This is a genomic window from Rhodococcus sp. NPDC078407, from assembly GCF_044542515.1.
GTDB lineage: Bacteria > Actinomycetota > Actinomycetes > Mycobacteriales > Mycobacteriaceae > Rhodococcoides.
On the sequence record NZ_JBITUQ010000038.1, the window covers coordinates 14,613 to 27,749 of the forward strand.

Annotated in this window: 11 protein-coding genes and 2 pseudogenes; 10 read left to right on the forward strand and 3 right to left on the reverse strand. The window is 65.0% G+C overall.

Annotated features, from left to right (window positions below):
• Window positions 1-183 precede the first annotated feature (183 nt).
• The 7 genes from ACIGGF_RS24275 to ACIGGF_RS24305 are packed head-to-tail and all read left to right on the forward strand — an operon-like array spanning window position 184 to window position 7,946.
• Window positions 184-1,725, forward strand: a complete 1,542-nt coding sequence (locus tag ACIGGF_RS24275; protein ID WP_397523646.1) for an amino acid permease — start codon at window positions 184-186, stop codon at window positions 1,723-1,725.
• A gap of 6 nt (window positions 1,726-1,731) precedes the next feature.
• Complete coding sequence (locus ACIGGF_RS24280; RefSeq protein WP_397523647.1) at window positions 1,732-2,514, forward strand: urea amidolyase associated protein UAAP1; 783 nt, start codon at window positions 1,732-1,734, stop codon at window positions 2,512-2,514.
• Window positions 2,511-3,152: an urea amidolyase associated protein UAAP2 gene (locus tag ACIGGF_RS24285; protein WP_397523648.1), complete on the forward strand. Its 642-nt coding sequence runs from the start codon at window positions 2,511-2,513 to the stop codon at window positions 3,150-3,152. Before ACIGGF_RS24280 ends, ACIGGF_RS24285 begins: the two co-directional genes overlap by 4 nt.
• Window positions 3,149-5,158: a 5-oxoprolinase/urea amidolyase family protein gene (locus ACIGGF_RS24290; protein WP_397523649.1), complete on the forward strand. Its 2,010-nt coding sequence runs from the start codon at window positions 3,149-3,151 to the stop codon at window positions 5,156-5,158. Before ACIGGF_RS24285 ends, ACIGGF_RS24290 begins: the two co-directional genes overlap by 4 nt.
• On the forward strand, window positions 5,148-6,851 hold the full coding sequence (gene atzF / locus ACIGGF_RS24295; RefSeq protein ID WP_397523650.1) for an allophanate hydrolase: 1,704 nt from the start codon (window positions 5,148-5,150) through the stop codon (window positions 6,849-6,851). The genes ACIGGF_RS24290 and atzF overlap by 11 nt, the downstream gene beginning before the upstream one ends.
• A 46-nt stretch (window positions 6,852-6,897) precedes the next feature.
• Window positions 6,898-7,401, forward strand: a complete 504-nt coding sequence (locus ACIGGF_RS24300; protein ID WP_397523651.1) for a PaaI family thioesterase — start codon at window positions 6,898-6,900, stop codon at window positions 7,399-7,401.
• A gap of 2 nt (window positions 7,402-7,403) precedes the next feature.
• The gene (locus tag ACIGGF_RS24305; RefSeq protein WP_397523652.1) at window positions 7,404-7,946 is read left to right on the forward strand and encodes a winged helix-turn-helix transcriptional regulator; all 543 of its coding nucleotides are present in this window, start codon (window positions 7,404-7,406) and stop codon (window positions 7,944-7,946) included.
• Here ACIGGF_RS24305 and ACIGGF_RS24310 read toward each other — a convergent pair.
• Both ACIGGF_RS24310 and ACIGGF_RS24315 read right to left on the reverse strand, forming a co-directional pair.
• Window positions 7,896-8,536, reverse strand: a pseudogene (locus ACIGGF_RS24310) (LysE family translocator). The gene ACIGGF_RS24305 and the pseudogene ACIGGF_RS24310 overlap by 51 nt on opposite strands.
• Before the next feature lie 61 nt (window positions 8,537-8,597).
• The gene (locus tag ACIGGF_RS24315) at window positions 8,598-9,497 is read right to left on the reverse strand and encodes an SGNH/GDSL hydrolase family protein (protein ID WP_397523653.1); all 900 of its coding nucleotides are present in this window, start codon (window positions 9,495-9,497) and stop codon (window positions 8,598-8,600) included.
• Between the two features lie 266 nt (window positions 9,498-9,763).
• On the opposite strand from ACIGGF_RS24315, the gene ACIGGF_RS24320 reads away from it, so the two are divergent.
• A complete protein-coding gene (locus ACIGGF_RS24320) occupies window positions 9,764-9,922 on the forward strand; it encodes a hypothetical protein (RefSeq protein WP_397523654.1) in 159 nt (52 codons plus the stop codon).
• On the opposite strand, the gene ACIGGF_RS24325 is transcribed toward ACIGGF_RS24320, so the two are convergent.
• Window positions 9,919-10,155, reverse strand: coding sequence for a hypothetical protein (locus tag ACIGGF_RS24325; RefSeq protein WP_397523655.1), 237 nt, complete (start codon window positions 10,153-10,155; stop codon window positions 9,919-9,921). The genes ACIGGF_RS24320 and ACIGGF_RS24325 overlap by 4 nt on opposite strands.
• Before the next feature lie 239 nt (window positions 10,156-10,394).
• Here ACIGGF_RS24325 and ACIGGF_RS24330 point away from each other — a divergent pair, with 239 nt between their 5' ends.
• Window positions 10,395-11,369 carry an NAD(P)/FAD-dependent oxidoreductase gene (locus tag ACIGGF_RS24330; RefSeq protein WP_397523656.1) on the forward strand — a complete coding sequence of 325 codons (975 nt, stop codon included), beginning with the start codon at window positions 10,395-10,397 and terminating at the stop codon, window positions 11,367-11,369.
• Between the two features lie 920 nt (window positions 11,370-12,289).
• Window positions 12,290-12,889 (forward strand): annotated as a pseudogene (locus ACIGGF_RS24335) (diguanylate cyclase domain-containing protein); the annotation flags it as partial.
• Window positions 12,890-13,137 lie beyond the last annotated feature (248 nt).

Here is a 13,137-nt window from a genome sequence, read left to right on the forward strand (position 1 = left end):
GCATCTTGTCAGGTCGACGTGTCGGTGAGATTTCTGTCATCTGATCGAAATAGACGAAACGAGCTTGTTTCACGACGGACACCGCCCGGGAACGGCGGTGCCGAAAACTATCAACTGACAGAAACCCGCCTCGGCGATGCAGCGGGCGGTCACTCACCACCCACCTCGCCCGTAGGAGAGAACATGAGCTCGACAACATTGCCGGCCCCGGGCTCGGAACCGTCGTCCACCACCGACCATTCGGACCTGGCCGCCCTCGGGTACGACCAACAACTGCACCGCAGCCTCGGCAAGTACGCGTCGTTCGCCGCCGGATTCTCGTTCGTCTCGATCCTGACGACCATCTTCCAACTCTTCGGCCTGGGCTTCAGCTTCGGTGGCCCGGCCTTCTTCCTCACCTGGCCACTGGTGTTCCTGGGCCAGTTCATGGTCGCCCTCAACTTCGCCGAGCTGGCTGCCCGCTATCCCATCTCGGGCGCGATCTATCACTGGTCGCGGCGCATGGGCGGTGAACTGGTCGGGTGGTTCGCCGGATGGTTCATGATCATCGCGCAGATCGTCACCGCCTCCGCGGCCGCGATCGCGCTGCAGGTGGTACTCCCCAGCGTCTGGGGCGGATTCCAGATGATCGGCGAGGACACCGCACTCACCTCCCCGAGCGGAGCCGCGAATGCCGTTGTGCTGGGGTCGATTCTGCTGGTTCTCACCACCACGATCAACTGCATCGGCGTGAACTGGATGGCGCGCATCAACACCATCGGCGTCACCTGCGAGATCGTCGGTGTCATCGCGCTGGTACTCGTGTTCTTCACCCACGCCGAGCGTGGACCGCAGGTGGTGCTCGATACCGGAAGTGCCGGTGCCGAACCCGGTTACATCGGGGCCTGGATCATTTCGGGACTGATGGCCGCCTACGTCATGGTCGGCTTCGGCTCGGCGGGCGAGCTCGCCGAGGAAACCCGCAATCCGCGACGCGTCGCCCCGCGCACCATTCGCCTCGCCCTCTCCGCATCGGCGCTCGGCGGCGGCCTGATGATCGTCGGTGCCCTGATGGCCGCACCGAGCCTGACCGACGGTCAGCTTGCAACACAGGGCCTTCCGTACGTCATCGACTCGATCCTGACGTCCCCGTGGGGAACGGTATTGCTGATCGACGTCGCCATCGCCGTGTTCATCTGCACCCTCGCCATCCAGACCGCGGCCTCCCGCTTGATGTTCTCCATGGCCCGTGACGGTCGCCTCCCTGCGTCCGCCGCACTCGCGAAGGTCAACTCACGCACCGGAACTCCCATCGCACCCTCGGTGCTGATCGGCCTGGCTTGCGTGGCAATCCTGGCCGTCAACGTCGGGAACTCCGCGATCTTCACCACGCTGTCCAGCGTCTGCATCGTGCTCATCTACCTCGCCTACATGATGGTGACCGTACCGCTGCTGATCCAGCGTCTCAAAGGTTGGCCGCACGGCGGCGTGCAGAAAGACGCCGACGGCGAGAAGCTCTTCACCCTCGGCCGCCTCGGTCTGCCGGTCAACATCGCCGCAGTTCTCTACGGCGGTCTGATGGTGATCAACCTGTCGTGGCCGCGGGCCGAAATCTTCGACCCCACCGGTGAATTCCCACTGCTGCGGTGGGCCGCGCCCCTGACCGTCCTCGCCGTCATCGTCGTGGGCATCGCCTGTCTCCCCCACGGCAAAGCCCATCCCAAGCCCGTCACGATCGGAGCCTGAACCTCCATGAGTACAGCAACCACACATTCGGCCAAGGAACACGCACGGTCCCAGGCCATCGTCGCACCGGCCCCCACTGCACCGGAGGGTGTCTCGGAACTCACCTGGGCCGAGTCGGTACCCGGTGGCAGCTACACCACCAAGGTTCTCGCCCGCGGTACCCGGCTACGTCTCGTCGACGTGGACGGTGCCGCCTGTGCCAACCTGCTGCTCTACCGCGCCGACGCTCCGTGGGAACGGCTCAACACCGCCGACACCGTCAAGGTTCCGTGGCAGGCGTACCTGAGCGCGGGCCACCCCCTGCTCTCGGACCAGGGCCGCGTGCTGGCCACCATCGTCGACGACACCTCCGGTCGGCACGACGCACTCTGCGGCACCACGTCCTCGGCGACCAATACCGCGAAATACGGCGTGGCCGGGCCACATTCGGCTGCTCCTGCGGGACGGGAGTTGTTCACCCTGGGCGCAGCCAAGCATGGACTCGAGCCGCGGGACGTGGCACCCTCGCTGTCGTTCTTCCACGGCGTCACCGTCGCCGCCGACGGAGCCCTGGTCAGCACTGGCTCCGCAGGACCCGGCCGCTCGGTGGATCTGCTGATCCACCTACCGGTGATCGTCTTGCTCGCCAACACCGCCCACCCCTTGGACCCGAGCATCGAGTACCCCACGACCAGCCTCGATGTCCTGGCCTGGCGTGCCCCCGAAGAACTGCTGACACTCGGCAACACCGAGCCGGAATATCAACGTGCAGTGCAGAACACCGAGAACGCATGGAAGGCAGCGCGATGACGATCACGAGCACCCTCGAGACCACGATCGTCAGAGACGAGATCGCCCCCGCGTTCGGACCCTGGTCCGCCGTGGTCGAAGCGGGTGACGTCCTGACCATCGTCGACCTCTACGGCAATCAAGCCGTCGACACGCTGTTGTACGGCGCCCACGATCATTCCCTCCGATACTCCGCAGCCGCGACGGTCACCGCGCAACAGAACCTGTTCCTCACCACCGGAACCGTTCTGCGCAGCGATGATTCGACACCGCTGATGACGATCATCGACGACGAGGTGGGCAACCACGACACCGTCGGCGGTGCGTGCTCCAAGGAATCGAACACCCTGCGCTACGGCCACCACACCCAGCATCAGCACGCGTGCGTCGAAAACTTCCTCATCGAGGGCTCGAAGTGGGGACTGGGCAAGCGAGACCTGGCCCCGAACATCAACTTCTTCATGAACGTTCCCGTAGACGCCGACGGCACCCTCGGCATCGTCGACGGTTTGTCGGCCCCCGGTAAGAAGCTCTCGCTGCGCGCCGAGATCGACACCCTCGTATTGGTCTCGAACTGCCCACAGATGAACAATCCCTGCAACGGATTCGACCCCACCGCCGTGCAGATGATCGTGACACGAGAGTCGGCTCGAGCATGACCGCGACCAAGATGACCGTGCAGCGGCCCGGGATGCTCACCACGGTGCAGGACTGGCCGGGACGCGTCGGCTACTGGAAGGTGGGCGTGCCGCCGTCCGGACCGATGGACGACCTGTCTTTCCGGCTCGGCAATGTTGCTCTCGGGAATCCCGAGGGTGCTCCCGGTCTCGAATCCACCATGGCCGGACCGGCACTGACGTTCGACGCAGACACCTACGTCTGTGTCACCGGTGCCGCCGTACCGGTGCGCCTCGACGGCCGAACGATCCCGCAATGGAAATCGGTCCTGGTTCCCGCTGGTGCCACCCTCGATGTCGGCACCACCACCGGATCCGGGCTGCGGGTCTACGTCCTGATCCAGGGCGGCCTCGATGTCGACGACTACCTCGGTAGTGCAGCGACTTTCACGCTCGGCAAGTTCGGCGGGCATCGCGGCGGCATCCTCGGCGAAGGCGACGTCATCGGGCTGGCCGGCCGCTCCGACAACTCCGAGGTCCTCGGGCCGATACCGATGGAACACCTGCCGGTGCTGACCTCGACGTGGGACATCGCCGTCACCGAAGGTCCGCACGGAGCGCCCGAGTTCTTCACCCGCGACGACATCGACACCCTCTACGCCACCCGCTACGAGGTGCACTTCAACTCCGATCGCACCGGGGTCCGCCTGATCGGCCCCAAGCCGCAGTGGGCCAGAGCCGACGGCGGCGAGGCCGGACTGCACCCGTCCAACATCCACGACAACGCGTACAGCGTCGGTGCACTGGACTTCACCGGCGACACCCCGATTCTGCTCGGCCCCGACGGCCCGAGTCTCGGCGGATTCGTCTGTCCCGTCACCGTTGTCGCTGCCGAACGCTGGAAACTCGGCCAGCTGCGACCCGGTGACACCATCCGTTTCGTACCGGTGCGGGCCGCAACCACCGCACCGCTGGGATCCCTGGGCCTCGCCCGTCGCGCATCACTGCCCGCGGTCTTCTCCGCCGGCGGGGACGGGGACGATGGCGTCATTGCTCGACGCGACGCCGACACGTGTGTCACCTATCGCCGGTCGGGCGACGACAACATCCTCGTCGAGTACGGAGACATGAAACTCGATCTGACCCTGCGCGCACGCGTGCACGCGCTGCATCAGCGGATCGAGGCCATCGCGCCTCGCGGTCTACTGGATTTGACCCCCGGCATCCGCTCACTACAGGTCAAGGTGAATCCCGATGTGCTGTCGATCGATTCGCTGATGGGCCTGCTGGCCGAGGTCGAGGACGATCTGCCCGCAGCCTCGGAGCTCGTGGTGCCCAGCCGTCAGGTCAGGCTGCCGCTCTCGTGGGATGACCCGTCGACCAGAGAGGCGATCCAGCGATACATGCACGGCGTGCGAGCCGACGCCCCGTGGTGTCCCTGGAACATCGAGTTCATCAGGCGTATGAACGGACTCGACTCCGTCGCAGACGTATTCGACACGGTCTTCGCCGCGGACTACATGGTGCTCGGGCTCGGTGACGTCTATCTGGGTGCGCCGGTGGCGACTCCGCTCGACCCACGACACCGCTTGGTGACGACGAAGTACAACCCGGCACGCACGTGGACGCCGGAGAACGCCGTCGGCATCGGCGGCGCGTACCTGTGCGTCTACGGCATGGAAGGTCCGGGCGGATATCAGTTCGTCGGCCGAACCACGCAGGTGTGGAACCACAGCGCCGCGTACAGCGGGGGTCCGTTCGAGGAGGGCACCCCGTGGCTGCTTCGCTTCTTCGATCGCATCTCCTGGTACCCGGTGGAACCTGAGGAACTGATGGATCTACGGGCCGATCTGGCAGCAGGACGCGGCGGCGGAGTGCAGATCACCGACGGTGAGTTCTCTCTCGCCGAGCACCAGAGCTTCCTCGAGACCAACGCGGACTCCATCGCCGAGTTCCGCGCGACGCAGGCCGTGGCCTTCGGAGCCGAGCGGGACGCGTGGTCGGCTGCGGGAGAATTCGACAAGAGAGACAAGATCGATGCTGCCTGACATTCGAGAGCGAGTTCTGCAGGCCTACAAGCGAATCGCGGAGGTCGACCGTCCCGAGGTCTGGATCACCCTGCGTGACGAGGACGAGGTACTGGCCGAGGCCGTGACCCTCGACGAGGCACTCGCGGCCGGAGCCGATCTGCCGCTCGCCGGCGTGCTTGTTGCCGTCAAGGACAACATCGACGTCGCCGGTCTGCCCACTACTGCGGCGTGCCCCGAATTCGCCTACACACCAGCAGTCTCCGCCGTCTCCATCGAGCGATTGACGAGCCAGGGCGCACTGATACTCGGCAAGACCAACCTGGACCAATTCGCAACCGGTCTCGTCGGCACCCGAAGCCCCTACGGCGCGGTGCGCTGCGCCTGGGATCCGACGTTGGTCTCGGGCGGCTCCAGTTCCGGGTCCGCCGTTGCAGTGGCACTGGGTATCGCGGACATCGGAATCGGGACCGACACAGCCGGATCGGGGCGAGTGCCGGCTGCGTTCCACGGCCTCGTCGGGATCAAGGCGTCACTGGGAATCGTGCCGAACACCGGCGTCGTTCCCGCCTGCGCCGATTACGACTGCGTCACCGTCCTGGCGCGTGACCTCGACACTGCCACCGCTGCGATGAAAGTCATGGCCGGCCCGACGTCCACCGACCCGCGCAGTCGCTCGTGGCCCGCCGACGTACGACTGGCCGTGTCGCCGGAACCTCGGGTCGCCGTGCCGCGCGCCGAAGATCTGGTGTCGCTGAGCGCGCCCTACCGTCGGGCTTTCGAGGAGACGGTCGCGGGACTGGCTGCCAAGGGCTTCACCCACGTCGAAGTCGATATCTCAGGGCTGCTCGATGCGGCGACACTGCTGTACGACGGAGCCATTGTGGCGCAGCGCTATTCGGCTGTCGGAGAATTTCTCGGCACCGCGCCGCACGGTGCCGATCCCACGGTGGCCGCGATCGTCGGATCGGCAGCCGGCCCGTCCGCGCACCGGTACGTGGACGATCTGGGCACACTGACCCAGGCGAAGACGGCTGCCCGCGAATTGCTGCAGGGCGTCGACGGTCTACTACTGCCCACCACCACCGAGCATCCGAGTATTGCTGCAGTGCAGGCAGATCCGATGGGCATCAATCGACGACTCGGCACGTTCACCAACTTCTGCAACCTGCTCGACATGGCTGCGGTGGCCGTTCCCGGTGCTCCGACGCCGGACGGTAGCCCTTTCGGCGTCATGTTCCTCGTACCCGCATTCGAGGATCAGATTGCCATCGACCTGGCTGCGCGGCTCAACGACACCTCGTCACCCTCACTGATCGACGACGGCATCGAGGTGTTGGTCGTGGGAGCCCACCTGCGCGGGTTCCCGGTGCACCATCAACTGACCGATCGGGGTGCACGGTTCAGCGGGGAGGTGACGACGTCCGCGGACTACAGGTTGGTGGACCTGCACACCACCCCGCCCAAGCCCGGCTTGGTGCGCAAGGAAGGCGACGGCGCACCCATCGCCGGAGAGCTGTATCGAATGTCCGCGGCCGCGCTCGGCACCTTCCTCGCCGGGTTGCCCTCACCGATGGGCCTCGGGCCGGTGGAGTTGTCGGACGGACGCTGGGTCACCGGATTCTGCTGTGCCCACGATGTAGCCGCGGCCGGATCCGACATCACCGAATTCGGCGGGTGGCGCGCATACCGCGATCAGGGGCTACCATCGTGAGCAGCTGACTATCATCGTGATAGTCACTCGACGACGGGCATGACACATGATCACGGACGAGCATCGACGATCACAGACCTTCTCGTGGGTCGACCCCGCCGAAGTGTTGAAGACCACCTCGACCATGAGTGGTCTCGACGCCATGCGTGCACTGGCGAACGGCGAGTTGCCACCTCCGCCCATCGCCGCCCTCATGCAGTTCTCCCCGGTGCTGGTCGAGACCGGCAAAGTCGTGTTCGAGTGCGAACCGTCCGAGGCGCACTACAACCCGATCGGCATGGTGCACGGCGGGCTGGTGTGCACGCTTCTCGACACCGTGCTCGGATGCGCGGCCCACACCACACTCCCCGCAGGCACCGGGTACACCTCCATTGACATCAACGTCAGCTACCAACGTCCCGTGCACTCCCACAGTGGGCCTCTGACGGCCACGGGAGCGGTGGTCAAAAACGGCTCGCGGGTGATCTTCACCGAGGGTTCGGTAGTCGACAACACCGGCAGGGTCGTCGCAACCGGGACCAGCTCCTTGCTGGTCATCGCCGGAAAGTAGCCATGCACCGTCGCAGTTTCGCGGACATGGAGTGCCCCATCGCCGGTGCACTCGAGCAGGTCGGCGAATGGTGGACGTTGCTGATCCTGCGGGATGTGCTCGACGGCTTCTCTCGCTTCGACGAGCTGGAGTCCAATCTCGGTATCGCTCCAAACATGTTGACGCGCAGGCTCAAAGGCCTCGTCGACGGTGACATGCTGACCAAGGTGCAATACAGCGAGCGGCCCCCGCGCTACGAGTACCTACCGACGGCGCGTGCTCGCGAGCTCGGACCGGTCCTCGTCGCCCTGTATGCATGGGGAAACAAGCATGTGCCGCAACAGGATCGACGGGTGGTCCTGGTGGACGACGATGGCCGAATGATCGATCCGGTGCTTGTCGACCGCGAGACAGGAAGGACTCTGCGCGAAAGTCATGCGCAATTCCTTCCAGGACCGGCTGCATCCGAATCCGTCCAACGACGGTTGGATCCGAATTTGCGTGCCGCACGTCGATCACGCCGGGAGCGGTCGCCCGCCGTCGGTGGCGACGCGGACGGCCAGTAATCCGAGCACTGTGCCCATGATGTAGCGCTGGAGTGTCAGCCACGTCGGGTGCACGGCGAGGAACTGAGCGATCGACCCGGCCAACAGGACGATGGCCAGGTTGACCGCCACCGCCACCCGATCTGCACGCTGCCCAGCGTGAACCCCTGCAGCAGAACGTGTCCGGCAGCAGGATCGACGAACTGCGGGATGACCGAGAGATACATGATCGCGATCTTCGGGTTCAGCAGGTTGGTCACCAAGCCCATGGTGAACAAACGACGAGTCGAATCCTGTTGCAGCTCTGCCGGTTCGAAGGCAGACACCGTTCCACGCAGTGCCTGCACCGCCAACCAGGCCAGGTAGGCGGCACCCGCGAGCTTGACCGCCGTGTACAGCGCAGGCACCGCAGTGAACACCGCAGCCAGGCCGAGATTGGTGGCCGTCAGGTACACCAGAAATCCGAAGGCCACGCCTGCCAACGACACGATTCCCGCGCGTCTACCTTGCGAGATGCTCCGGGATACAAGGTAGATCATGTTGGGGCCCGGCGTCAGAACCAATACCGAGGCGACGGCGAACACGCCGAATACTGCGGACCAGGAGACCATACGGTCGACACTTCCCGACATCCCGCTGTCCGGGTACGGCCAATTACCCTTCTGTGGACACCTATTCGGCGCGCACGGCCGCCGCGACCGCGTCACCGATCGCAGCCATGCCGGCCGCCGTCGGATGCAGCGGCGCGGCGGGGTTCTGCGGGAAGACGCCCTCGAAGTACCGCTGATCGGGTGCTACGCAGACGTCGTGGCCCACGCTGAGTGCTTCGGTATCGACGAACTCGGCACCGTGCTCGTCGGCCTGGGCCTTCAATGCCACGTTCATCGCGGTGATGCTGTCCTGGATGTAGTCGGCATCCTCGGGCAGCATCGGCTGCGTGGGGAAGCAACCGCCGTCCGGCAGATACGTTCCGTAGCCGACCACCAGAATCCGAGCATCCGGCGAGCGTTCGGCCACCGCGTCGAGCATGGCACCCCAGTTCGGTGCGTTCTCGGCGATCGCAGCAGCAACGGTGTCGACGCCGCCTGCCGTGAGCCGATCCTTGCAGACGTTGGTCGCCGACGACTCGGTGAAGGTCAGACAACCCACTGCCGTCGAGACCAGTCCGATGTCGTTTCCGCCGATCGTGACGGTCACCAGATCGGTGTCTGCCGACAATGCGTCGACCTGCACGGGCACCTCTCCGCTGGACGTGCTCTGCGGAGTGGAGACGATGTCGGCGGTGACGGCACCGGAACAGGTGACGTCGACGAAGGAGCCGACCTCGAGTTGCGCCGCCAGAACATGCGGATAGTTGGAATCGGATCGCTGACATCCCGGTGCGCCCACCTGTTCGGGGATGCGCGGTCCCGAAGCAGCCGAATCTCCGAGCGCGACGTAGTCGAGTACAGGGACAGGGTCCGAGCCAGAAGATTCCGACGCAGAAGGTGCCGGCGCGGAAGATTCCGGCGTGCATGCCGCCAGCACACAGGCAGCCACAGCAACACCGGCGACAATTCCCTGGGCTCTCACAGCCTCGACGCTACAGCTGGCGGTAGCCTCGACCGGGTTGTCCGCAGGAAGCATCTACACAGAACATCTACACAACGAAGGCAGGAACATTTCATGATCACCAACTTCATCAACGCGATTCTCGGCGGCTTCGGCTCCATCTCCGCTGGCAGCAGCGGCTTCGAGCTGGCACCGGGCACTCTGCCCTTCGGCCTGTAGGAACGGCCGAACGGCCACGTGCGCGGTGTCGACGGTTCGTTCGGCACCGCGCGGGTATCCCCGGGCTCATGACTACCTCGAACAACGATCACACCTCCGCCCCGGACGCCGAAGAAGACGTTCAGTCCGATCCGGCGGCATCGTCCGAAGACAACGACTGGTCGAGCGAAGGCGGAGCGGTCGAAACCGGCCCTGCCACCTCGGACGAGCGCACCGACAGCAACTAACCCGTCAGACGGCGGGGAGCGGCTCGAAGCCTGCGGACATCGCCGTCGGCGACGATGTGCTCGACGGTTTTGCCGGGCATCGACTCGTCGACGGCGAAGTTCACTCGGGCGTCACCGAGCCAATCCACGCCGACGACAATTCCCACGGCCCCTTTCGGGACCCCACTGCGCCACCGCACGCGCCCCAGATTTCGGACCGCCACCACGGTCTCGCCGATCTCGAAGTGCCCCATACGCCCCCCCGGCTCGATTCTTACCGATCAGTACACCTCGAGTGAAGTCCCTGTTCAAGCGGGACATTCGCGCTTACTGACGGGATCGGCAGCACGGTGGACGGTCACGCCCGGTAGTAGCAATCCAGCTCCCCTATTTCGGCACTGAAACAGCGATGGCCGGTACTTTCTACTTCAACGGTTTGCTGCAATAGCAACAACAGTTGCCATGTGCCGATGATCGGCCGCACACTGTCGACATGACTTCAAAGACTGTTCATCACACCCAGGCCGACGTGATCATCGTCGGCGGCGGCGTCGCCGGCCTCAGTGCTGCCGTGGCTCTCGGTCGCTCTCGACGCTCGGTCGTGCTCGTCGACGCCGGTGACCCTCGCAATGCGCCTGCGGCACATTCGCACAACTACCTCACTCGCGATGGCGAGTCGCCTCTCGAGTTGATTCGGCTCGGCCGTGACGAAGCACGTCACTACGGCGCGAACATCATCGAGGGCACCGCACAGTCGGCGACCCGAACCGAATCGGGCTTCGAGGTGACATCGGCCGACGGCTCCGTCGTGCGCGGCCGCCGTCTGTTGGTCACCACCGGCCTCACCGATGTCATTCCGGACATCCCCGGCCTCGCCGATCGGTGGGGCCGCGATGTACTGCACTGCCCGTACTGCCACGGCTGGGAAGTTCGGGATCAGGCGATCGGGATAATCGGCGGCGCCATGTCCGGACACCAAGCTCAGATGTGGCGACAGCTCACCGAGAACGTCACTGTATTCACCTACACCGCAACGGAACCGAGCCCGGACGAGCTGACACGAATGCGCGCCCGCGGGATCGCGATCGTCGAAGAGGAGATCACGCGAGTCGACGTCGAGAACGATGCCATCGTCGGCGTCACGTTGGCGAACGGCCGACAGGTTCGACTCGACGCGTTGGTGGTGGGACCGAACTTCACCTCGCGCTCCGACATCCTGGCCTCGCTGGGGATAGGTACCACAGAGATGGTGATGAACGACCACGTTCTCGGTACCTACATCGAGGCCGACCCCGTCGGTGCCACCTCGGTGCCCGGCGTGTGGGTGGCCGGCAACGTCTCTGCGCCGATGGACACGGTGGTCGCAGCAGCGGCAGCAGGAGTGAAAGCCGGAGCCGCAATCAACGGTGACCTGATCGAGGAAGACGTCCGCGTCGCCGTCGGCTTACCAGCGCGGTTGCCGAAGTAAACCCAGTTCTGTCACCGGATTCACCGGCAGAAGACGTATATTCACCGGTGAAGGCGTAGATCAAGAAGCGGTCGCACGCCGCGAGCGACAAGGAAGTGGGTCCTTCGATGAACACGAAGGTCGCTGCCCCCTTCGTCGTGCAGTCGAAACGACCCCTGGGCCTGGCCGCCGTGGTCGCCGTCGCGGCAACGTGCTTCGTTCTCGGCGATGACGACGTGCGAGCGGGAGTGCTGGCCACCGTCGCCGTCGGATCGGTGCTCGCCATCTGTGCCGCCATTCGCCGATACCGTCCCGACGATTCCCGTTGCTGGTGGGCATTGCTCGGAGCCTCGGTGCTGTTCATCTTCGGCGTCTCACTCCGCAGCGATCCCAGCACGCTGACCCATTCTCTGACCTTGTTGCCCGACCTTTTCACGCTTGCCGGGTACGCACTCGTCGGCTACGCACTGTCGCGGTGGATCCGAGATCGCGAGTCCATCGACGACATAACACCACTGGTCGATGCAGGCCTGATCTTCCTCGGCACCCTGTTTCTGTCGTGGTTGCTGTTCATCTCGCCGGCCCTCGAGTCCTCTCACTCGTCCGCATCGACAGTGATCAACGGCGTGTATCCAGCGATCGACGCGGCGCTGATCACGCTGACCACGTATCTGTTGTTCTCGTCCAAACCCCGGACGGCTGCGCTGGGGTGGGCGCTCCTCGCCCTGATCGCGACGCTCGTCGGCGACGTCTCCTACGCCTTCGCTGCATCGACCGAAGGCGCGCCGTCCTCGGGGTTGCTCGACGGCATCTACCTGTTCTCGTACCTCGCGCTGGCGATGGCAGCGCTCGACCCCTCGATGCGCACCGTCTCTCAGCGGCAGGCTCCGGCGCCTGCCCACAGCAACCGCCGAGTCGTGTTCGTGGTGACGCTGCTGGTCATGTGCGCCACCGTGCCACTGTTGGGCTCGGCAGCATCCACCGGAGACCTCGTCGTTCGATCACTGTTGCTCGCGTCGATCCTGGTCGGCGCATTCCTGCGCGACGAACGCGCGCTCACCAGAGTCCAGTTCGGCAAGGAGCACGCCAAATACCTCGCGGCCCACGACCTGTTGACGGGTCTACCCAATCGCACGATGCTGGACGAGGAATACGCCCGTCTCGAGCGCTCGCACGGTCCCGGACGCACCTGCATCCTGTTCGTCGACCTCGACAATTTCAAGATGGTCAACGACTCGTACGGCCACCGCGTCGGTGACGAACTGATCGTCGCTGCCGCCCGACGTATCCGTGCTGCCGTCGGTGCGGCCGACGCCGTCGTTCGCTACGCGGGCGACGAATTCGTCGTCCTGACCCGGCGCGATCGTCTCGGCGCGCAAGGGTTGGCCCGTCGCATCATCGACCGAATGAACGAGCCGTTTCCGCTCAGCGCTGCGATGGCCTACGTCACGGCATCGGTCGGCATCGCCGACGCAGACCGATTGCACGACGCCATCCGCGAAGCCGATACCGCGATGTATCACGCGAAGTCCCTCGGCGCGGCGCGCTATGCGTTCTTCGACGAATCCTTGCGCGCACGAGCCACTTCGGCGATCGAGACCGCCACCGCGCTGCGCGGTGCGATCAGACGCGGCGAGCTCGAGGTGTACTACCAGCCGATCGTCGAAACCGCGTCGCGCACCACCGTCGTCTACGTGTTCTTCCCGGGGAGGTTGTGGACGGTGAGTCGCTCGATGGGTGACTTACCGCCGATGCCTGTGTGGGGTCGGTGGTGATTGTAGTGATGGAT

Bases quoted from the DNA above. Each gene is read 5' to 3' on its own strand.
- ACIGGF_RS24275 (WP_397523646.1), top strand. From the start codon at position 184: ATGAGCTCGACAACATTGCCGGCCCCGGGCTCGGAACCGTCGTCCACC.
- ACIGGF_RS24280 (WP_397523647.1), top strand. From the start codon at position 1,732: ATGAGTACAGCAACCACACATTCGGCCAAGGAACACGCACGGTCCCAG.
- ACIGGF_RS24285 (WP_397523648.1), top strand. From the start codon at position 2,511: ATGACGATCACGAGCACCCTCGAGACCACGATCGTCAGAGACGAGATC.
- ACIGGF_RS24290 (WP_397523649.1), top strand. From the start codon at position 3,149: ATGACCGCGACCAAGATGACCGTGCAGCGGCCCGGGATGCTCACCACG.
- atzF (WP_397523650.1), top strand. From the start codon at position 5,148: ATGCTGCCTGACATTCGAGAGCGAGTTCTGCAGGCCTACAAGCGAATC.
- ACIGGF_RS24300 (WP_397523651.1), top strand. From the start codon at position 6,898: ATGATCACGGACGAGCATCGACGATCACAGACCTTCTCGTGGGTCGAC.
- ACIGGF_RS24305 (WP_397523652.1), top strand. From the start codon at position 7,404: ATGCACCGTCGCAGTTTCGCGGACATGGAGTGCCCCATCGCCGGTGCA.
- ACIGGF_RS24320 (WP_397523654.1), top strand. From the start codon at position 9,764: ATGACTACCTCGAACAACGATCACACCTCCGCCCCGGACGCCGAAGAA.
- ACIGGF_RS24325 (WP_397523655.1), bottom strand. From the start codon at position 10,155: ATGGGGCACTTCGAGATCGGCGAGACCGTGGTGGCGGTCCGAAATCTG.
- ACIGGF_RS24330 (WP_397523656.1), top strand. From the start codon at position 10,395: ATGACTTCAAAGACTGTTCATCACACCCAGGCCGACGTGATCATCGTC.